23 protein-coding genes are annotated in these 20,032 nt (G+C 41.1%); 8 read left to right on the top strand and 15 right to left on the bottom strand.

The window, feature by feature from the left end; all coding sequences use genetic code 11:
• The first annotated feature begins 22 nt into the window (after positions 1-22).
• From BLQ87_RS03235 to BLQ87_RS03215, 5 genes are read left to right on the top strand one after another with little or no spacing between them, the layout of a single operon-like run.
• Positions 23-1,057 carry a glycosylasparaginase gene (locus BLQ87_RS03235; RefSeq protein WP_074604677.1) on the top strand — a complete coding sequence of 345 codons (1,035 nt, stop codon included), beginning with the start codon at positions 23-25 and terminating at the stop codon, positions 1,055-1,057.
• A gap of 27 nt (positions 1,058-1,084) precedes the next feature.
• Positions 1,085-1,816, top strand: coding sequence for a copper homeostasis protein CutC (locus BLQ87_RS03230; RefSeq protein WP_245723787.1), 732 nt, complete (start codon positions 1,085-1,087; stop codon positions 1,814-1,816).
• A gap of 8 nt (positions 1,817-1,824) precedes the next feature.
• Positions 1,825-4,758: a GH92 family glycosyl hydrolase gene (locus tag BLQ87_RS03225; RefSeq protein ID WP_074604675.1), complete on the top strand. Its 2,934-nt coding sequence runs from the start codon at positions 1,825-1,827 to the stop codon at positions 4,756-4,758.
• 30 nt (positions 4,759-4,788) lie between these two features.
• Positions 4,789-6,576, top strand: a complete 1,788-nt coding sequence (gene lepA, locus BLQ87_RS03220; protein WP_074604674.1) for a translation elongation factor 4 — start codon at positions 4,789-4,791, stop codon at positions 6,574-6,576.
• A 55-nt stretch (positions 6,577-6,631) separates the two neighbouring features.
• On the top strand, positions 6,632-7,513 hold the full coding sequence (locus BLQ87_RS03215; protein ID WP_074604673.1) for a bifunctional 5,10-methylenetetrahydrofolate dehydrogenase/5,10-methenyltetrahydrofolate cyclohydrolase: 882 nt from the start codon (positions 6,632-6,634) through the stop codon (positions 7,511-7,513).
• Positions 7,514-7,587: 74 nt separating this feature from the next.
• On the opposite strand, the gene BLQ87_RS03210 is transcribed toward BLQ87_RS03215, so the two are convergent.
• From BLQ87_RS03210 to BLQ87_RS03160, 11 genes are all read right to left on the bottom strand, one after another.
• Positions 7,588-7,953 carry a hypothetical protein gene (locus BLQ87_RS03210; protein ID WP_074604672.1) on the bottom strand — a complete coding sequence of 122 codons (366 nt, stop codon included), beginning with the start codon at positions 7,951-7,953 and terminating at the stop codon, positions 7,588-7,590.
• Positions 7,954-8,260: 307 nt separating this feature from the next.
• Positions 8,261-8,629, bottom strand: a complete 369-nt coding sequence (locus tag BLQ87_RS03205) for a hypothetical protein (RefSeq protein ID WP_074604671.1) — start codon at positions 8,627-8,629, stop codon at positions 8,261-8,263.
• An 11-nt stretch (positions 8,630-8,640) separates the two neighbouring features.
• On the bottom strand, positions 8,641-8,898 hold the full coding sequence (locus BLQ87_RS03200) for a hypothetical protein (RefSeq protein WP_074604670.1): 258 nt from the start codon (positions 8,896-8,898) through the stop codon (positions 8,641-8,643).
• Between the two features lie 75 nt (positions 8,899-8,973).
• Positions 8,974-9,270 carry a MafI2 family immunity protein gene (locus BLQ87_RS03195; RefSeq protein ID WP_074604669.1) on the bottom strand — a complete coding sequence of 99 codons (297 nt, stop codon included), beginning with the start codon at positions 9,268-9,270 and terminating at the stop codon, positions 8,974-8,976.
• A gap of 46 nt (positions 9,271-9,316) precedes the next feature.
• A complete protein-coding gene (locus BLQ87_RS33420) occupies positions 9,317-9,481 on the bottom strand; it encodes a hypothetical protein (RefSeq protein ID WP_143010316.1) in 165 nt (54 codons plus the stop codon).
• An 18-nt stretch (positions 9,482-9,499) separates the two neighbouring features.
• The gene (locus tag BLQ87_RS03185; protein WP_143010315.1) at positions 9,500-9,991 is read right to left on the bottom strand and encodes a hypothetical protein; all 492 of its coding nucleotides are present in this window, start codon (positions 9,989-9,991) and stop codon (positions 9,500-9,502) included.
• 3 nt (positions 9,992-9,994) lie between these two features.
• Complete coding sequence (locus tag BLQ87_RS03180) at positions 9,995-10,216, bottom strand: type 1 periplasmic-binding domain-containing protein (protein WP_074604667.1); 222 nt, start codon at positions 10,214-10,216, stop codon at positions 9,995-9,997.
• Positions 10,209-10,628 (bottom strand): hypothetical protein, encoded by a 420-nt coding sequence (locus tag BLQ87_RS03175; RefSeq protein ID WP_074604666.1) that lies wholly within the window; start codon positions 10,626-10,628, stop codon positions 10,209-10,211. Before BLQ87_RS03175 ends, BLQ87_RS03180 begins: the two co-directional genes overlap by 8 nt.
• Positions 10,629-10,638: 10 nt before the next feature.
• Positions 10,639-11,595: a hypothetical protein gene (locus tag BLQ87_RS03170; RefSeq protein ID WP_074604665.1), complete on the bottom strand. Its 957-nt coding sequence runs from the start codon at positions 11,593-11,595 to the stop codon at positions 10,639-10,641.
• Complete coding sequence (locus BLQ87_RS03165) at positions 11,582-11,923, bottom strand: hypothetical protein (protein ID WP_074604664.1); 342 nt, start codon at positions 11,921-11,923, stop codon at positions 11,582-11,584. Before BLQ87_RS03165 ends, BLQ87_RS03170 begins: the two co-directional genes overlap by 14 nt.
• Positions 11,924-11,925: 2 nt before the next feature.
• The gene (locus tag BLQ87_RS03160) at positions 11,926-12,258 is read right to left on the bottom strand and encodes a Rieske (2Fe-2S) protein (protein ID WP_074604663.1); all 333 of its coding nucleotides are present in this window, start codon (positions 12,256-12,258) and stop codon (positions 11,926-11,928) included.
• 102 nt (positions 12,259-12,360) lie between these two features.
• Between BLQ87_RS03160 and BLQ87_RS03155 the strand changes: the two genes are divergently transcribed.
• Both BLQ87_RS03155 and BLQ87_RS03150 read left to right on the top strand, forming a co-directional pair.
• Positions 12,361-12,984, top strand: a complete 624-nt coding sequence (locus BLQ87_RS03155; RefSeq protein WP_074604662.1) for a 7-carboxy-7-deazaguanine synthase QueE — start codon at positions 12,361-12,363, stop codon at positions 12,982-12,984.
• A gap of 53 nt (positions 12,985-13,037) precedes the next feature.
• Positions 13,038-14,933 carry an OmpA family protein gene (locus BLQ87_RS03150; RefSeq protein ID WP_074604661.1) on the top strand — a complete coding sequence of 632 codons (1,896 nt, stop codon included), beginning with the start codon at positions 13,038-13,040 and terminating at the stop codon, positions 14,931-14,933.
• On the opposite strand, the gene BLQ87_RS03145 is transcribed toward BLQ87_RS03150, so the two are convergent.
• Genes BLQ87_RS03145 through recQ form a run of 4 tightly spaced genes read right to left on the bottom strand, consistent with a single transcriptional unit; the run spans position 14,930 to position 18,977 of the window.
• Positions 14,930-15,508, bottom strand: coding sequence for a hypothetical protein (locus BLQ87_RS03145; RefSeq protein ID WP_074604660.1), 579 nt, complete (start codon positions 15,506-15,508; stop codon positions 14,930-14,932). The two genes, BLQ87_RS03150 and BLQ87_RS03145, sit on opposite strands and share 4 nt — an antisense overlap.
• A 31-nt stretch (positions 15,509-15,539) precedes the next feature.
• Positions 15,540-15,926, bottom strand: coding sequence for a hypothetical protein (locus BLQ87_RS03140; RefSeq protein WP_074604659.1), 387 nt, complete (start codon positions 15,924-15,926; stop codon positions 15,540-15,542).
• 30 nt (positions 15,927-15,956) lie between these two features.
• Positions 15,957-16,772: a 3-deoxy-8-phosphooctulonate synthase gene (kdsA, locus tag BLQ87_RS03135; protein ID WP_074604658.1), complete on the bottom strand. Its 816-nt coding sequence runs from the start codon at positions 16,770-16,772 to the stop codon at positions 15,957-15,959.
• Between the two features lie 15 nt (positions 16,773-16,787).
• Entirely contained in the window at positions 16,788-18,977 is a 2,190-nt protein-coding gene (gene recQ / locus BLQ87_RS03130) for a DNA helicase RecQ (RefSeq protein WP_074604657.1), read from the bottom strand.
• An 89-nt stretch (positions 18,978-19,066) separates the two neighbouring features.
• Between recQ and BLQ87_RS03125 the strand changes: the two genes are divergently transcribed.
• Entirely contained in the window at positions 19,067-20,032 is a 966-nt protein-coding gene (locus BLQ87_RS03125; protein ID WP_074604656.1) for a KpsF/GutQ family sugar-phosphate isomerase, read from the top strand.

Genomic DNA, 20,032 nt, shown 5'->3' with positions numbered 1-20,032 from the left:
ACACACATTACTAAACCAAACCATGTTTAACCGTAGAAAATTCATAAAAGCATCTGCGCTTTCCGCTTCGTTACTGGCCATCGACAGAGCAAGCGCGGCAGCGATGATCCCTAATCCTTCTTCCCTTGAAACCGTAAAACCTATTGTGATCTCTACCTGGGATTTCGGTATTGCAGCCAATCAGGCGGCATGGAAAGTGCTTTCTACCGGAGGAAGAGCCCTGGATGCGGTTGAAAAAGGTGTTCATGTTCCTGAAGCTGATCCTAAAAATCAATCGGTAGGATATGGCGGTTTACCGGACAGAGATGGTCATGTAACCCTGGATGCCTGTATCATGGACGATTTAGGCAATTGCGGTGCGGTAGCCGGTTTAGAACACATTATGCATCCGATATCTGTGGCAAGACTCGTGATGGAGAAAACGCCACATGTAATGCTTGTTGGTGATGGTGCACTTCAGTTTGCATTGGAAAACGGCTTTAAAAAACAAAACCTGCTCACTAAAGAAAGTGAAAAAGCATGGAAAGAATGGTTGAAAACGGCCAAATATGCGCCGGTCATGAACATAGAGAACAAACTTTACGATAAAGCCGCCCCGACTAAATTACCCGGAAATCAGTACAACCATGATACCATTGGTATGCTGGCCATTGATGCCAAAGGGAACATTTCGGGTGCCTGTACCACCAGCGGAATGGCTTATAAACTCCATGGACGTGTGGGCGACAGCCCGATCATCGGTGCAGGTTTATATGTAGACAATGAAGTTGGCGGCGCTACTTCTACCGGAGTTGGTGAAGAAGTGATCCGTAACGTAGGTAGTTTTTTAGTGGTAGAGCTGATGCGACAAGGTTATGCTCCTGAGGATGCCTGTAAAGAAGCGGTGATGAGGATCATCAAGAAGAAACCAGAGATTGCAAAAGGCATTCAGGTGGGTTTCCTTGCTTTGAATAAAAAAGGGGAATACGGAGCTTATGCCATCCAAAAAGGATTCAGCTATGCGGTATGTACCAGTCAGAAGAACGATCTGCTGATCCCTGGGAAAAGCTATTATTAATATTTTTCTTTGTATAAAATGATTCAAATGGAAGTTTGCGCCAACTCTCTTTCCTCTGCCCTTGCGGCTCAGGAAGGTGGCGCTGTGAGGGTAGAATTTTGTGATAATTTGCACGAGGGAGGTACGACGCCCAGCTATGCCCAGCTAAAGCTCGCTAAAGAACTGCTGCACATTCTTGTTTATCCGATCATCCGGCCCAGAGGTGGAGATTTCCTCTATTCAGACCTGGAGTTCCGCCTCATGAAAGAGGACATTAAAATGTGTAAATCATTAAATTGTGATGGGGTGGTTATCGGGATCCTCAAAACTGATGGCAGCATCGATAAAGAACGCTGTGCAGAACTGATTGAACTGGCAAGACCTATGAAAGTAACTTTCCACCGGGCTTTTGACATGTGTAATGACCTGGAAAAAGCTTTGGAAGAACTCATTGAACTGGGATGTGAACGGGTGTTGACTTCTGGTGGTGCCATCTCTGCAATTAAAGGGGCCGAAACGCTAAAAGGTTTAATCACCCAGGCTGCAGGAAGAATCAGCATCATGCCCGGAGCAGGCGTCAAAACAGAAAATATTGCAGAGCTCATTCGCATTACCGGAGCAAAAGAATTTCATGCTTCGGCAAAACATCCGGTAAAAAGTAAAATGGAGTTCAGAAAACCGGAATTGAGTATGGGTACAGCAGCAGATGAATTTAGCTTTGACCTGACGGATACCGCAACGGTAAAAAAACTGATTGAACTCGCCAACAGCAATAAATAACGCTAAAAATGATAAAAAAACTGATTGGCACGGCGTTATTTGGTGCCCTGTTCATTTCCATCAGCACTGCTCAAACTAAAAAAGATTATACGCAATATGTAGATCCGTTTATCGGAACTGACGGACACGGACATACTTATCCCGGCCCTTCTATGCCCTTTGGCATGATCCAACCTGGTCCTGACACCCGTTTAACAGGATGGGACGGTTGCTCCGGTTACCACAATACCGACAGCGTGGTCTATGGATTTTCCAATACCCACATGAGTGGCGGAGGAATTTCTGATTATGGAGACGTTTTGTTTATGCCTACCGTAGGCCAGCCTCAATTTCAGAATGCCGCTTATTCTTCTCCTTTTCAAAAGAAAAATGAAAAAGCCAGTGTAGGATACTATGCAACCAGGCTCGATAAATATGCTATTGATGTCGCACTAACGACTACCAGAAGAGTCGCTTTACATCAATACACCTTCCCTGCTTCAAAACAATCCAATATCATTATTGATTTAAAACACCGGGACCGGGTGTTGGATTCCTGGATTGAAGTCGTTAGTCCAACTGAAATTCGTGGCTTTAGGAGGTCCAGAGCCTTTGCCAAGGATCAGCCGATTTATTTCTATGCTAAATTTAGCAAACCTTTCAAGGCCTACGGCATTGCTGTGGATGACATTGTACAGAAAGGCCTGAAAAAGGCATCTGGTAAGAACATCAAGCTATTTATACAATTTGAGACTAAAGCCGGCGAAAACGTACTTTCTAAGGTGGCTGTATCAGCAGTAAGTGCCGAAGGTGCTTTAAAAAACCTGGATGCTGAGCCAAAAGGCTATGATTTCAAAGGCACGGTAGCTAAGGCTAAAAAGATTTGGAATGCTGAACTTTCTAAAATTGAGCCGGAGAGTACCGATCTAAAACAACTCCGCACCTATTATACGGCATTGTATCACAGTTTTCTGAATCCTAATTTATTTATGGATGTAGATGGGCAATACCTGGGTTTAGACAAGAAGGTTCACCGGGCAGTCGGCTTCGAGTACTTTACAATGTTCTCCCTATGGGACACCCACCGCACAGAACATCCCCTCCTCGCATTGATCGACAGAAAAAGGACATTGGATTTCATTAAAACCTTTCTCGCCATGTACGACCAGGGAAAATTGTTGCCAGTATGGGAATTGGCCTCCAATGAGACCTTTTGCATGATTGGAAACCACTCTATCCCAGTCATTGTAGATGCTTATGCAAAGGGAATCCGGGATTTTGATGCAGAAAAAGCACTGGAAGCCATGAAAGTCTCCGTAAACAGGAAACAATTCGGGATCGACCTTTATGTTGCGGAGGGTGCTGTTCCTTCCGATAAGGAAGAAGAATCGGCTTCTAAAACAGTAGAATATGCCTATGACGACTGGTGTATTTCGGAATTTGCCCGCATGCTGGGTAAAAAGGATGACCAGGAATTGTACAGCCGCAGGGCGCAATACTGGAAAAACCTGTATGATCCGGAAACAGGCTTCATCCGTGCCCGGAAAAACGGAGGTTTTTACAAACCTTTTGAACCGACGGAAGTCAACAGTAACTATACGGAAGGCAATTCCTGGCATTATTCCTTCAGCACTCAACAGGACATCAATACCCATATGGAATTTATGGGTGGAGAACCTGCTTATCAGGAAAAACTGAATGAGTTGTTTACCACAAAAAAAGGGTTGACAGGCAGAGCGCAGGACGACATCGCAGGTTTAATCGGGCAATATGCCCACGGAAATGAGCCAAGTCACCATATGTCTTATTTGTTTAATTACACCAGACATCCGGAAAAGACGGCACACTACCTGCAAAGAATTTACAGGGAACAATACCACGATCAACCTGATGGCTTATCCGGGAATGAAGATTGTGGTCAGATGAGCGCCTGGCTGGTGATGAGTGCCATGGGATGGTATCCTGTATCTCCCGGTAACAACATTTACAATATTGGCAGTCCCTGGTTTAAGAAATTAACGGTACACCTGGAAAACGGGAAAAAGATTCTGGTAAATGCCCCTTCCCTTGATCAGGACCGCTATTATACTTCCGGATTAAAATTAAATGGAAAACCATACGGGAAGTTGTTTCTGAATTACAACGACCTTGCCAATGGAGGAACACTTGATTTTGAGCATTCGGCTAAACCGGATATGGATTATTTAAACCGTCTGGAGAAGCCGGTGATGAAGATCAGTGGACAGCTCATTACCCCTAATCCATCGATTAACGGCCCCTCGGCTATTTTCAAAGGAAAACAAAGCATCAGCATTAGCAATTCATTGAAAGATGCGCAGATCTATTATACTACCGACGGCAGTACGCCTTCGAAAACTTCCCTTCTTTATACCAGGCCCTTTGAAATCGACAAAAGTCTTCAGATCAAAGCCATTGCCTATAAAGCGGGTTATGTAAACAGCTTTCCTGTGGAAGCTTCCTACCAAACTGCAGTTCAGCATTACACCATACAGGTTAAAACTGCCATTAATCCTACTTTTACCGGTGGCGGAAATAATGCATTGGTTGATGGTGTCAGAGGAACAGCCAATTATAAAATCGGAGACATCTGGCAAGGCTTCAGAAGCCCGGAAATTGAGGCGGTTGTAGACCTTGGTTTGAAGAAGCAAGTGAACACCGTAAGCATTGGTGCACTGCAAGATACCAATGCCTGGATCATTATTCCCTCGGAGGTTAGCTTTTATGGCTCTTCAGACAACATTCATTTTGTGGAAATCGGCAAGGTGAAATCAACCGTTGATCCTAAAGATGAGCGTCGGCAAATTCAGGAGTTTAGTGCCAAAGCAGGCATAGAATGCAGATATATTAAGGTAGTAGTCAGGGCTTATGGTATCCTCGGCGACTGGCATGATGGTTCAGGTGAGCTGGCCCATTCTTTCTTTGATGAAATTACGATAAATTAATCGACTCAAAACCCTATATTTGCGCCACTGATGAAGCACATACGTAATTTTTGCATAATTGCACATATTGACCACGGTAAGAGCACCCTGGCTGACCGTTTATTAGAATATACTAAAACCATTACCCAACGTGAGTCTCAGGCTCAGTTGCTGGATAATATGGATTTGGAGCGTGAACGTGGTATCACGATAAAAAGCCACGCCATTCAGATGAACTACACCGTAGACGGGCAGGAATATATCTTAAACCTGATCGATACTCCCGGACACGTAGATTTTTCTTATGAAGTTTCCCGTTCAATCGCTGCCTGTGAAGGTGCTTTACTGATCGTTGATGCTTCACAAGGGATTCAGGCACAAACGATTTCCAACTTATATCTTGCTTTAGAGCATGACCTGGAAATCATTCCGATCCTGAATAAAATGGATTTACCAGGCGCCATGCCTGAAGAGGTGAAAGATCAGATCATAGACCTGATTGGCTGTAAACGCGAAGAGATCATTCCTGCATCCGGAAAAACCGGATTGGGTGTAATGGAGATTCTTCAGGCGATTATTGACCGTGTACCTGCTCCTGTTGGAGTAGCAGACGCGCCATTACAGGCCTTAATCTTTGACTCTGTCTTTAACTCTTTCAGAGGAATTATCGCTTACTACAAAGTAGTGAATGGTGAAATCAGAAAAGGGGATAAAGTAAAGTTCATCAATACCGGTAAAGAATATCTTGCGGACGAGGTGGGTGTACTAAAATTAAACATGTTACCTAAAGATGTGGTGAAAACCGGGGATGTAGGTTATATTATATCAGGGATTAAAGAAGCGCGTGAGGTTAAGGTTGGAGATACGATCACTAACGTTGCCCGGCCTTCCTTAGAATCCATTCAAGGATTTGAAGAGGTAAAACCAATGGTATTTGCGGGAATCTATCCTGTAGATACAGATGAATTTGAAGAACTTCGTGAGGCAATGCATAAATTACAGCTGAACGATGCTTCGATTGTATTTGAACCGGAAAGCTCTGCAGCTTTAGGTTTCGGATTCCGTTGCGGGTTCCTTGGAATGCTGCACATGGAGATCATCCAGGAGCGTCTGGAACGCGAATTTGATATGACGGTAATTACTACTGTTCCCAACGTATCTTATATCGCCCATACGACCAAAGGTGATGAAATCATCGTAAACAATCCTTCAGATCTTCCTGATCCAAGTAAACTGGATTTCGTGGAAGAACCTTTCATCAAAGCAAACATCATTACCAAAGCTGAATTTGTTGGTCCGGTAATGTCGCTTTGTATTCAGAAAAGAGGGGTCATCGTGAATCAGTCGTACCTGACTTCAGACCGCGTTGAACTGGTGTTTGAAATGCCTATGGGTGAGATCGTTTTCGATTTCTACGATAAGCTGAAAACCATCTCTAAAGGATATGCTTCTTTCGATTACCATCAGATCGGCTATAAGCAATCTGAACTGGTACGTCTGGACATTCTATTGAATGGGGAACATGTGGATGCTTTATCGTCCTTAATTCACCGCAGCAATGCTTATGACTTCGGAAAAAGAATCTGCGAGAAATTGAGGGAATTGATTCCGAGACAACAGTTTGAGATTGTGATCCAGGCTTCTATCGGTGCAAAAATTATCGCCCGTGAAACCGTAAGGGCTTTACGTAAAGATGTGACGGCCAAATGTTATGGTGGTGATATCTCCCGTAAGCGTAAACTTTTGGAGAAACAAAAGAAAGGTAAAAAACGGATGCGTCAGGTAGGTAATGTGGAGATTCCACAAACCGCTTTCATGGCCGTACTTAAATTAGATTAATTTTCAGGGCAATGCCCTGGCATTGCCTATACATAAACAACATCATTAGGATTACATGCAGTTACTGGACGGAAAATTCGCATCAGAGAAAATAAAACAGGAAATCGCAGCAGAAGCAGCGGCTTTTTTAGCAGAAAGTGGCAGAAAGCCTCACTTGATAGCGATATTGGTTGGTAATGATGGTGGCAGCGAAACATATGTCGCCAGTAAAATGAAAAACTGTGAAAAGGTAGGTTTCCAATCTTCCCTGATCAGATATGATGTCACAGTTACTGAAGCGGAATTATTACAAAAGATCGAAGAAATTAATCAGGATGCTGGTGTAGATGGCTTAATTGTTCAGCTTCCCCTTCCTAAACACATCGATCCGGAGAAAGTAACGGAAACGATCGATTATCGTAAAGATGTAGATGGTTTTCACCCGGTAAACCTGGGCCGTATGATGCGGAACCTTCCTTGTTTTATTCCTGCAACCCCTTATGGAATCTTGTTAATGCTTCAGGCTTATCAGATTGATACCACAGGAAAACATTGTGTGGTAGTGGGCAGAAGTAATATTGTGGGAAGTCCAATGAGTATCCTGATGGCCAGAAATGCAAATCCAGGAAACTGTACGGTAACACTTACGCATAGTAAAACAGCGAATTTAAAAGAATTGGCTTTACAGGCAGATATTATTGTTGCTGCAATTGGCAAAAAGAATTTTGTAACTGCAGATATGGTAAAACCTGGCGCGATTATTATCGATGTCGGTATCAACAGAGAAACTTCAACGGAGACAAAATCAGGGTATAAATTGTATGGTGATGTTGATTTTGACAATGTAGCGCCTAAAGCTTCATGGATCACTCCGGTTCCCGGAGGTGTAGGTCTGATGACGATTGTAGGCTTGTTAAAGAACACATTGGCTTCAGCAAAAAAAGAAATCTATCCATAAGGATATCGAGATATCAATATATAAGAAAAGAGGGTTGATTTAAAAGTCAACCCTCTTTTAATTTTACTACTCTCCTACTTGCTGTTCAAATAGTTAAGATATTCTGCTTCAATCATTCCGCTATTTACAAAACGATCTATTACAGCCCCATATTTATTTAACGAAAAATCAACAGCTTCATCAAGTGTATAAAAAGTATCTAGCAACCCGTAAGGCTCATCTGGATCCACCACTGTAAAATCAGAGATATCAAGATTATCGACATTCCCTTGATCATAACACGCTATGTATAAAACATTATGCTCGTCCTTTTCTGAGTATATGCGCACCCACTTAAGAATTGTTTCACCATCACTCTCATAATGCCCTAACCACTGCTCCACTGCTTTACCGAGACTGAGTTTAGCTTTTAGTTGTTCCTTTGTTAGATAATTATTCATTTGCTTATTGTTTAATTGGCCATTTCTCTACCTCTCATATACCAGTGCATCTTGCATCCTCATTTCGGGCGTTACTCCTTCTTTTGATTTATTAAGATTGGGTACATAAGTTTGATGTACTGGCTTAACCTCATGTATTGCAGAGCCAGGCATCATATCTATCATGCTCAAACGACTGAATGAGCTTAATGCCCTTTCTGAGCTTGATAAGGAGCGGATTCTTTATGCCTTGGATGGCCTACTCAGAGACGCGAAGACTAGGCAGGCCTATAAATAACAAAAACCCGGATAATAACCGGCCCCTCTATTAGTTTTTTTCGTTCAAATAGGTACGATACTCCTCTTGTATCATCCCGGCGCTTACAAAGCTATCCATTTTAGCACCATATTGATCTAACGAAAAACTGATAGCTTCGTCTATAGTAGAAAACGTAGTGACAATCCCAAGTGGTTCATCCGGATCCAAGGTCGAAAACTCGTAAATATCAAGGAAATCTTCGCTTCCCTCATCAAAAGACTCAATATAAGCAACACTATATTCATCACTACTTTCTTTCTCAATGCTTATCCATCTTAAAACGATATAATGATCCTCTTGTTTATAGCCAAGCCATTGTTCAACAGTTCTACCTAGACTTAGGTTAGTCCTAAGCTGTTCATTTTGCAAATAAATCATATTTACATAATTTAATTAGTCATCTCTCTTCCTCTATAGTTCCAATGCATTTTAGCATCTTCAATTCTCATTTTCCTGGCTACTCCTTCATTTAACTGATTCGGATGTGGCACATAGCTAGTGTGACCAGGTTTAACTTCATGTATCGCTGAACCAGGCATTTGATCCGCATGGCGTAGTTCTAATGGCATTTTTTTTCCTGCAGCATTAGTTCTTGGGGCAAAATCCAATGGCTCCTCGTTTAAACCAAATCCAGTTCCAGCGGGCATGTCCTGCGAATATGTTTATGCCGCCTATCTACTAATTAGCAAACTATGGTTATGGCCTGCATGAGCCCTAAAGGCCTATTCTTTTCTTAAGTAAACAAAGTTGTTAGGCTCTAATTCAGAAAATGACTTCGTGGTATATTCACAAATCTCGTCTATTTTTTGAAATTCTATATCACCTAGTACTTCCGCACATACATCACTAATACTTTCATAATCATCGTCAGTCGGTTCGCGATCTAAATAAAAAACAATTTTTAGTTTTTTTAACTCATTAAATTCATATGCTATAGCTCTTATAGCAGGATATATTGCTCCAAGTAAAGCTCTTTGTAATGACAGTTTCAATAGTACTGTTATTTCTTGTTCTTTCATATGTATATTTTTATGGTCGTAAAGGATAAATGTGAACCCCTGTTTACTATTTAACTACCATGCCATTTGTTCTCGGTGTAGCTACAAACCTAATCGGATTATTGAAAGAATAATTGTAAGGTGACCATCTCCGTGTCTCCTCTGCAAGCGGGTCTATGACATTCCAGCAACCTTTTATAGAATCATAGAACCTTGCCCCGTAGTCGTACATTTTCTCTCCGTGTAGTCTTTACCGACAAATTTTTGCATTTTCTAATTCGTCTGTAATAACGACCTTACTTCCAAGCTTTTTATTTTCTTCAAGTTCAAATTGAGTGTTATCAAAAATATAACAAAGATTATTAAGGTCATTTGGAGCAGCATATTGATCCATTATTTTATTATATTCTGGCGATCCATATTCTTTAAAATATATCTCATTCTTTCTACTTATCTGTTTAAATTTACCGCCACCACCACTCAATATCTGAACCTTCCTATCTTTATGAAAAATTAGGGAAGCTTGTAGAAAATCATCGAATTGCCAATCAATTATTAGAGATACATTTTTTTTTATAGAAATAGCATTATTACATTCCCCGTAATAAAGGTAAGTCCTTTTTTCAAGGTCGTACCGGCTAACTTTTACACCCTCAAATTCATAATGTATTATTTTCTGAGCATCCTCTTTACAAGACAAAAACATCAGCGCAAAAAAGTAAATAAACATATTTTTTTTCACGGCTTATTTAAATATTTTTTTTTCACCGACATTAATACCATCTCTTGTTAGATTATCTTCGCCAGTCAGCGCTGTCCTTAAAAACTGAAATAATCCAGATTGAGGCATCATTAAAGTGATAAAAACATCTCTTATCCCCATAATCATTGCGGCTTTTTTGTTATTGCCAACTTGATTGTATGCACCGAAACCATAATCAATTCCAATTGTTGGAAATCTATTCATCCTTAGTCATAATTTTATCTTTTAGTGCTTTAATTACCTCATCAGCATCATTAAAACCATCGAATATTGAGGAACGGAAGTAGAACGTCGAACCATCATTAAAGGATACGTAAAATGAAGTTCTCGACAACCACCTTTCTACCTCCTTTACCTGACTTTTAGACTTCTTCGCCCTAAATAAAAGGTTCTTAAAAACCAACTCATTCCCAACACTGTAAACGTCATAGTAAGAAAAGGCACATAGAAAGATAAAAGATGCAATAGCAAGAATAAGCGCAAAAATACCCAGACTAGTAAATGTTAATACATCAAGTATTAGATACGAAAAAAATATCAGGAATGGCAATAAACTAAAAACAATAAACAATTGGCCTCCAACGGCTGAACTTCCACTAATCTTTGTCTTAATCATTTTTTTGTTTCTATTTTTTACGTTTCACTAACTTATGTCCTTGCCAAGGAAAATCATAAGTACCATCTGTTTGATTTGAATCGTTCTTCGATGAGCTTAGCTCTTTCCCGGATAATCTTCCTCTGATATAGCCATATTCGCTCGTCGATTCAGCCGTTCGAACGATGATATCCTGTATTTCAAAGAGGTATTCAGATTTCAACTTGGGCACCATTGATGGGGAAAAGGACTTCCGTACTACGAACGAAAGTTGATAATCAACTCTTGGAACTTCATCGTATTTTTTTAAAAGCGCTATAACATTCAATATTTGGTTATTTTCAGTTCCTTCTATCGCGCTGAATTCATAAGTTTTGATCTCATCAAAAAGCAAAGAGTCTTCGCCAGTTTTAAATTCTGATTTAACTAAGCCCTCCCCGATTTTATCTGGTTGCTTTTTTATGACATCTAATGTATCCCTTAGCCATATCTTAAAAATTTCATCTTGTTCTGGAAATGTAAGAGTTGTAGGTTTTGATTGACAGCCTGCAATGATCAGGCAACAAAAAATCAAAACCAGATTTAGAGGAATAGCCCTCAATCTACCCCTATAGGATGCGGTAATCAAGGCGATCAATGTTCCAAGGTAAAACAAAAGTGGATATATCTTAAGGATTCTCCGACTGATTCTACCTAAACTTTCATAAAAAGGCAGCCCGCGTAAGTTACCCGTGATATCCATGGATGTGACGTAACTTTTATTTACTGAATCAAAAAAATCATAGATGCCATATACACAAACCAGTAAAAGTATCAGGTCCGTCAGCTTACTACGATACAAAATCAAGAAGACAATGAGTGGCATCAATAGAATATGGCTTTCCCTATAACTTAATACGCTATTAGATAACATTTCAATCTCTACAAGCTGAAGTGTAACAAAAATGCCAATCGCAAGGAGCTTAACAAGCCCTTTAACTACATTCATCAACTATACTATCATAATTTACACTTTTACCGTAGACCGTACTTAAAGAACCTATTTGTGAAAAAATTAAATTAAAATATTCATCATTAATCGCGTCTTGAATAGCCTTCTTTATGGTGATCTTCTCTAAATCTTTTACAATGAACATATCAACAGCCCAAAAGTAATTGTTTGGCCCCTTTTCCATCAAATGTTGAATATTATTAACCGTAAAAGACGTTCCAAAAAAGACACTGTTATCGGGGAAGATCACATTCAGGTCTAAATTGTCATTAAAAATATCGTTCACCTGATAACCGGCCGGAAATCTTATTTTAAAATCCTGCATATTTACCCGAACAACTTCTTTATCCAGCTTTCTTTCAAACCCACATATATCCCATCTTCCCTTTCCTCCACCGGATAAGTGTCAATATAATCCCCCTGTCCCTCTGCTCCCCTTCCTGTTTCCAGATTATACTCATACCGATGAATCGGACAGATCAGATAACCATCCTTACAACGGCCTCCACTTAAAATCCCTCCTGCATGCGGACAGGTATTCTGAACTACATGAAGCTGATGCTGATGCCTCAGCATACATAATTTCTTCCCGTTCACCTTGATTTGCTGTACAAAATCCTGCTCCGGGAATGTTCCTTCTATTTTATACCACTTCAGCATCCCAGGATTCCCTTCTTTTTCATAGATTGGTCATATAAACGTTTTCAATATACATATAATCTCATTTCCCGCCGATATTTTATTTACCTTTGCAGCCTTTATATGGCACATCAAATACCAGCAGACGGCACATTACTTCCTTTAATGGAAGAGTTTTACACCATTCAGGGCGAAGGATTTAACACAGGAAAAGCGGCTTATTTTATTCGTTTGGGAGGTTGCGACGTCGGTTGTCACTGGTGTGATGTTAAAGAAAGCTGGGATGCAGAGTTACATCCATTAACCCTGTCTGATGATATCGTTGTCAAAGCAGATAGTTTTCCGGGGAAAGCCGTAGTGATTACTGGTGGTGAGCCATTAATCTACAACCTGGATTACCTGACCCAAAAGCTAAAAGAAAGAAATATCCTGACCTTTATCGAGACTTCCGGTGCTTATCCACTTTCGGGTACCTGGGACTGGATCTGTCTTTCTCCAAAGAAATTTAAAGCACCCCGTCCGGACATCACTCCTTTTGCCAATGAGCTGAAAGTGATTGTTTTCAATAAGAGTGATTTTGAATGGGCAGAGAAATACGCAGAAAGCGTTTCTGACACCTGTAAGTTGTATTTACAACCAGAATGGTCTAAATCAAAAGAGATGACTCCCCTGATTATTGATTATGTAATGGCCAACCCGAAATGGGAAATCTCCTTACAAACTCATAAATATTTAAATATCCCTTAATTAGATCTTCAGATTTTTCGCTACATTTAATATTATTCATAAAAAGTAGCGTTTTGAAAAAAATATCTATTGCGGCCTTTTTTTTCTTTGTAATTCTTGGTGTCAGCGCTCAAACCTCCTCCGTCAAAAAAGCGATGGCTGATTTTGATAAGGCCCAGGTATATTTGAATAACAACAATTACGAAGAAGCGATTGCTGCTTTAAAAGATGCTGCAACCGCAGATCCAAATTTCCAGAATGCCATTATTCAGCTTGCCGAACTCAACAGGAGACTAAAATCTTTTGAAGAAGCCAAGCAGTACTATAACAAAGCCCTTGGTTTAGGTGCCGGATCAGATGTCAGGATCTATTATGGATTGGCAGAATCACAGCTCAATACCGGCGACTATAACAACGCACTGAAGAACATCAGCCTTTTTATCGACAAATATACCGGAGGTGATAAAGCTTTTCTTGCCAAGGCAAAAAAATACAAAATGGACTGTGAGTTTTCGATTCAGGCTTTAAAAACACCTCAGAAGTACGAACCTGTAAACCTGGGTCCGCAAATCAACTCGGCACACCGGGATTATTTCCCTGCCATCACTGCCGACAATGAGACCTTAATTTTCAGCAGAAATATAGCAGGCAATGAAGACTTTTTCATTTCCAAAAAACGCAATAAAGAATGGAGCAGCCCTGTTTCTTTGAGCAGTAACATCAATACTTCCCAATTTAATGAAGGCGCACAGTCTATTTCTCCCGACGGGCAATACCTCTTTTTTACGGGTTGTAACAGGCCTAACGGATTAGGAAGATGTGACCTCTATGTCAGCCATAAAGAAGGGAATAACTGGGGACAACCTTTTAACCTCGGTGCACCTGTAAACTCCATGTACTGGGAATCACAGCCGGCCATCAGTCCCGATGGAAATACCTTGTACTTTGTGAGCAACAGACCGGGAGGAATTGGTGGTTATGACATCTGGAAAACCCAGCTGAATGAGGAAGGCGAATGGTCAGCCCCCGTTAACCTGGGACCGGAAATCAACACCCCATATGACGAAAACACCCCTTTCCTCCATGCAGATGGGAAAACACTTTATTTTTCTTCAGATGGATGGCCTGGTATGGGCAACAAAGATATTTTCATGAGCAGATTGGACCCTACCGGTCATTGGAGTAATCCCTTAAACATGGGCTATCCGATCAATAGTTTCAGTGAAGAGAGCGGATTAATTGTGAGTCCGGACGGTACGGAAGCCTTTTTCTCCTCCAACCTGAAAGATGGATATGGAGACATGGACATTTACCAGTTTAAATTGCCTGAAGATAAAAAGCCAATGGCCATTACGTATGTAAAGGGAATCGTTCGTGATAAAGAAACGCGGAAATTTCTGGAAGCTAAAGTTCAGGTCGTGAACCTCAGCAATAAAAAGACGGCATACAATGATTATACCTCCAAAGAGAATGGGGATTTTCTGGCGGTGATGCCTATTGGCGCTGATTATGCCTTTAATGTCAGCGCAGATGGCTATCTTTTCTACTCTGAAAATTACCAGCTAACCACTGCCAATGGAAATAAGCCCTTTCTTCTGGAGATTGACCTGGAGCGCTTAAAGGTAGGCACAGATATGATTCTGAAGAATATTTTCTTTAATACCAATGAGTATACCCTGTTGCCCTCATCGGTAACGGAGCTCGCAACCCTGAAAGACCTGTTAAAAAACAACCTGAACATCCATATTGAAGTTCAGGGACATACCGACAATGTAGGCAATGACCTTCAGAACGAGAAATTATCGGTAAACCGGGCCAAGGCTGTTTATGACCACCTCATTGAAAGTAAAATCGATCCGGATCGCTTAACCTATAAAGGCTATGGAGAGACCAAGCCAATTGCAGGAAATGAAACCGAGGAAAAGCGTAAAAAGAACAGAAGGACCTCCTTCCTCATTACGAAAATCTAGAAAGGACGGTGCTTTTCATACAGCTTTGTACATCTATCCTCATAGTCAATATAGGTAGCGTCACTAAATGTTTCCAGATAAGTAGTTTTAAATTTCAGTTTCGTCCTGATCGTTGGAATTTTAACCAGCTTCCCTTCTCCTTTATTGGCTGACGTATTAAAATAATTCCAATCCCCGATGTAATCATATGTCAACAAATTCACACTGGACTCCCCACTTCCATCATGAGTAGCACCGCCATATGAGTATCTACCCATGCCAATTAGCTGAATTTTTTTTGCATCCTTGTTGTATCTGAACTGAGTTTTAAAACCTGCACGCATCCAATCATTGAAAAATTCAAAACCATTTTTAGTAGGACTAATTCCTGCGTTATCATTTAGATTTTCTATTGGCAGACTATGGATTTTTGCGAACTTCTGACTGGATAATTGACAAAATATAGTCGATTCCTTCTTAGATAAAGATACAGTGTCCATTTTCCCATCGTGATCTAAGTCTTTGACCAATTTCTCCTGCCCGAAAACGAGCAGATGGGATAAGAATAAAACAAATGTGAGGAGTGCTTTTGCCATTATTTTCTGTGTCTGTGTTTGACTTTTATGATCAAACTTGATACCAGATAAAGTCCAGCTTCGGATAATCGGGAGCTATAAAATCAAGCAGGCGTTTTCTGGAAATGATCTGGTTACCACTAAAAAAATCACCGTCATCCAGGCGGGCCAGTGAAGAAGTGGATTGCTGAGCCAGCCAGGCCACGAATAAGTCCCTGTTCGGGAAGATTCTCGGTTCGGAAAAAGCGCCGTCCCAGATTTCCCCATACAGGAATTCTTTTTTTTCATTCATCGCCATTCCCATGCCGCAATAGTCACGATGGCTATAACTGAGTAAATATCCTAATTCCAGTTTATCAGTCACCTGGTCTGCTAAAACAGGACCAAATGCTAAAGTATCCGAGCCCAGGTGATGCAGTGCTTCTTCATATTCATCCATAAGCACAAAATTAACAATCCGGTTGCCTGATTAAATAACCGCTTTTCTTAATCTTACCAGTTTTACCAGTAAATCTTCCAGTAAATCCAGGTGTAGCATATTTGCACCATCTGATTTTGCATTTGCAGGATCAGGGTGTGTTTCTATAAAAAGCCCGTCTGCACCAACAGCAATTGCTGCCTTGGCAATGGTTTCGATCAGTTCAGGTTTCCCTCCTGTTACACCCGAACTTTGGTTCGGCTGTTGCAGGGAATGTGTACAATCCATCACCACAGGGACCCCGAAGGCCTGCATTTCCGGTAATCCACGATAATCAACGATCAGGTCCTGATAACCGAATGTATTTCCACGATCCGTTAAGATCACTCTGTTGTTTCCGGATTCCACAATCTTTTCTACCGCGAACTTCATCGATCCCGCAGATAAAAACTGACCTTTCTTTACGTTCACCACTTTACCTGTATGCGCCGCAGCGATCAGCAAATCTGTCTGGCGACAAAGGAATGCAGGGATCTGCAGCACGTCAACATAAGCCGCTGCCATTGCTGCTTCCCCACTTTCGTGGATATCCGTAACCGTTGGCACGTTAAAAGTTTTACCGACTTTCTCCAGGATTTTCAAGGCTTTTTCATCTCCTATTCCGGTAAATGAACCACCTTTTGAACGGTTCGCTTTACGGTAAGAGCCTTTGAAAATATAAGGGATATTCAGTTTATCAGTGATGGTAATGATTTTCTCAGCAATGCGGAGTGCCATCTCCTCACCTTCAATGGCACAGGGGCCGGCCATTAAAAAGAAATTATTGGAATCCTGATGTTTTAAATTATCTAGTGGAAAATTGATCATTTTGTATCTTGTGTATTAATTACCTAATTCAGACATGAACTTGATCCGCATCAGCTGGATCTCTTCACGGGAATAATCTGTTTCCCCTAATTCTTTTAATGCTTCATCGATAGAATCGTTCTCCGCAGACTGGAAGTAATCAAATACTTCATCCTGACGGTCTTCATCAATCAATTCATCTACAAAATAATTAAGGTTCAGCTTAGTGCCTGAATTTACGATAGCTTCGATCTCCTTTAAGATATCGAAATAAGTAATGCCTTTAGACTTAGCGATATCTTCCAGACCAATCTGCCGGTCGATATTCTGGATAATGGATACTTTAAGCTGCGATTTATTGGCTTGAGTCTTGATGATCAGGTCTATCGGGCGCTCAATATCATTATCGTCTACATATTTTTTAATCAGCTCAATGAACGGAGAACCGAATTTCATGGCCTTTCCGTTTCCTACTCCGGAGATCTGTTTCAACTCATCCATTGCGATTGGATAATGCGTACACATCTCTTCTAATGAAGGGTCCTGGAACACCACAAATGGCGGTACATTCTTTTGCTTGGCGATTTTCTTTCTAAGGTCCTTTAACAGCTGTAACAATTGCGTATCCAGCGTTCCGGTTCCATGTTTAACATCATCCTCATCGTCGTCCGCAGCGCTTTCAATTGGCTCATTGAGCACAAATTTAAGGCTATATGGGTTTTCAATGAAATCTCTTCCGTTATTGGTTAACCTTAAAAGGCCGTAATTGTCGATATCTTTAGACAGGAAGTTGTTCAGTACCGACTGACGGACCAAAGACTTCCAGTAATTTTCTCCTTCTACCATTCCCAGACCAAACTCAGCAATCTTACCATGCTCGTAAGCAATCGTTTGTGCCGTTTCTGAACCGGTAAATATATTCAGGATATGGGTATCGTCAAACTTCTCTCCTATGCGTTGAATCAGCTTCAGTAAAACCACTAATGATTCTTCCGCTTCAAAAAGTTTCTTAGGTTTTTTACAGTTATCGCACATGCAGTTACAGCCTGTTTCATTGAAGTTTTCTCCAAAGTAATGCAGAATCTGTTTCCTCCGGCAAACACCGGACTCCGCATAGTCGATCACTTCTTTTAGAATCTGTGTACCGATTTCACGCTCAGACACTGGCTTATCCTTCATGAACTTCGCCAGCTTATCTACATCTTTTTGTGCGTAAAAAGCGATACATACCCCTTCACCACCATCTCTTCCTGCTCTACCGGTTTCCTGGTAATAGCCTTCCATACTCTTAGGAATGTCGTGATGAATAACGAAACGTACATCCGGTTTATCGATTCCCATACCGAAAGCGATGGTTGCCACAATGACTTCCACATCTTCCATCAGGAACTTATCCTGTGTATCAGCCCTTACCTTAGGTTCTAATCCTGCATGGTAAGGCAAAGCCTTGATCCCGTTCAGGTTCAGTGCTTCCGCTACTTCTTCTACCTTTTTACGGCTCAGACAGTAAATAATTCCTGATTTTCCGGTATTGTACTTGATGTATCGGATCATTTCCTTGATGACATCTCTTTTCGGGCGGATCTCATAAAATAAGTTTGGCCTGTTAAAGGACGACTTAAATAAGGTCGCATCCGACATCTGCAGGTTCTTAATGATGTCCTGCTGAACTTTCGGAGTTGCGGTAGCCGTTAAAGCGATAATCGGAATGTCATCTCCCAGGCCACAGATGACCTGTCTGATTTTCCGGTATTCCGGACGGAAGTCATGCCCCCATTCAGAAATACAGTGGGCCTCATCGACCGCCACAAAGGATATCTTAATCAGTTTTAAGAACTCAATATTGTCTTGCTTGGAAAGCGATTCCGGGGCAACGTATAACAATTTGGTTTGTCCGCTGAGCAAGTCACTTTTTACCTGGGTAATTTCTGCTTTGTTTAAAGAAGAGTTTAAAAAGTGAGCGATGCTGTCGCTTCCGCCGAAAGCCCTCAGCTGATCCACCTGATTTTTCATCAGGGCAATCAGGGGCGATATAACAATTGCAGTACCTTCGCTCATTAGCGCCGGTAACTGGTAACATATGGATTTCCCTCCACCTGTAGGCATAATAACAAACGTATTCTTTCCTTCAAGAACATTAGTGATGATAGACTCCTGATCACCTTTAAAATTATTAAAACCAAAAAAGGTTTGTAAGTTATCAAACAACGACTTTTTCACATCCATTACGCGTATAAAATATTCAGTGCTATATTTACTTCAAAATAACATAATTTTGCACTAATTCAAAGCATCAATATACTAATTAATTCTGTTTGAAAAGTAAAAAAACCATTATCGGGGACGCAGTCAACACGTTACAGCTGGAAGCACAGTCAATTTTAGGCCTAATTGAGCACCTAAATGACGATTTTATCCAAATAATAGACCTTATTCTGCAATGTAAAGGCCGTGTTATTGTTACAGGAATCGGTAAAAGCGCGATTATTGCGCAGAAAATTGTGGCAACTTTCAATTCTACAGGCACTCCATCGATATTTATGCACGCTGCAGATGCCGTACACGGAGACCTTGGAATGATCCAGAAAGACGATATTGTGATCTGTATTTCCAAGAGTGGAAACACCCCGGAAATCAAAGTACTGGCACCTTTGTTAAAGCAATCAGGGAACCTGATGATCGGCATGGTGGGACAACTGAATTCGGAGCTTGCCATACAGGCTGATCTGATCCTGAATACCACGGTAGCAAAGGAAGCTTGTCCGCATAACCTGGCCCCTACCACAAGTACAACAGCCCAACTGGCCATGGGCGATGCCATTGCAATTTGTTTACTGAATGCCAGGAATTTTAATGAAGAAGACTTTGGCAGATACCATCCCGGTGGGGCATTGGGCAAACGCCTGTACCTGAAGGCCGGAGACATTGCGCTTAAAAATCAAAAACCACGCATCAGCCCCGGGGCTTCTGTGAAGGATGTCATAATTGAAATTAGTCAAAACCGTTTAGGCGCAGTCGTTGTTATTGAGGCGGATACGATTTTAGGAATCATTACTGACGGAGATATCAGGAGAATGTTAGAAAAACATACTAATTTAGCCGACATTAAAGCGAGTGATTTGATGAATCCCCATCCTAAAACCATTGAAAAAGAGCTCCTGGCCATTAATGCACTGGAAATGATTAAAGAAAACAACATTACGCAGTTATTAGTGACCGATGCCGGTGCTTATTTTGGGATGATACATTTACACGACCTTCTTCAGGAAGGTATAATTTAA

The sequence above is a fragment of the Pedobacter steynii genome (assembly GCF_900103665.1).
Taxonomy (GTDB): Bacteria; Bacteroidota; Bacteroidia; order Sphingobacteriales; family Sphingobacteriaceae; genus Pedobacter; species Pedobacter steynii.
Note: the sequence above shows the minus strand (reverse complement) of the source record. Positions and strands in the feature narration are given on the sequence as shown.